We start from the raw sequence: 309 nt of genomic DNA, 5'->3' as shown, positions 1-309 counted from the left end.
GTCAAAAGGAGCACCAACGTCTTTACCGTATTCAGAAATAAAAAAATACCGCAGCGATAAATTCCCATCGCTGCGGTATTTAGGTTTTAAAAGACATGTTCTCGATACAGACCGATGACTTTCCCTAGAATAGTTACATTGTCAAAATAGAGGGGTGCCATTGTGTCATTTTCGGGTTGTAAACGGAATCGGTGTTCTTTAGTTTCTTTGTAGAACCGTTTGCAGGTCGCTTCGTTATCATCAGTCATTGCGATTACAATATCATGATTTTTAGGGGTGGTTTGTTTTTTAATGATTAGATGATGGATA

General features: G+C 38.2%; 1 protein-coding gene. It reads right to left on the bottom strand.

Annotated elements, in window-relative coordinates; genetic code table 11:
- Nucleotides 1-86 precede the first annotated feature (86 nt).
- Nucleotides 87-309 (bottom strand): LexA family protein (locus ACFIK0_RS09515; RefSeq protein ID WP_375663929.1); only part of this gene is annotated, 223 nt, incomplete at its 5' end.

This window comes from Bartonella sp. CL63NXGY, from assembly GCF_042194905.1.
Lineage (GTDB): Bacteria > Pseudomonadota > Alphaproteobacteria > Rhizobiales > Rhizobiaceae > Bartonella.
This window is presented reverse-complemented; position numbering and strand designations above follow the sequence as displayed.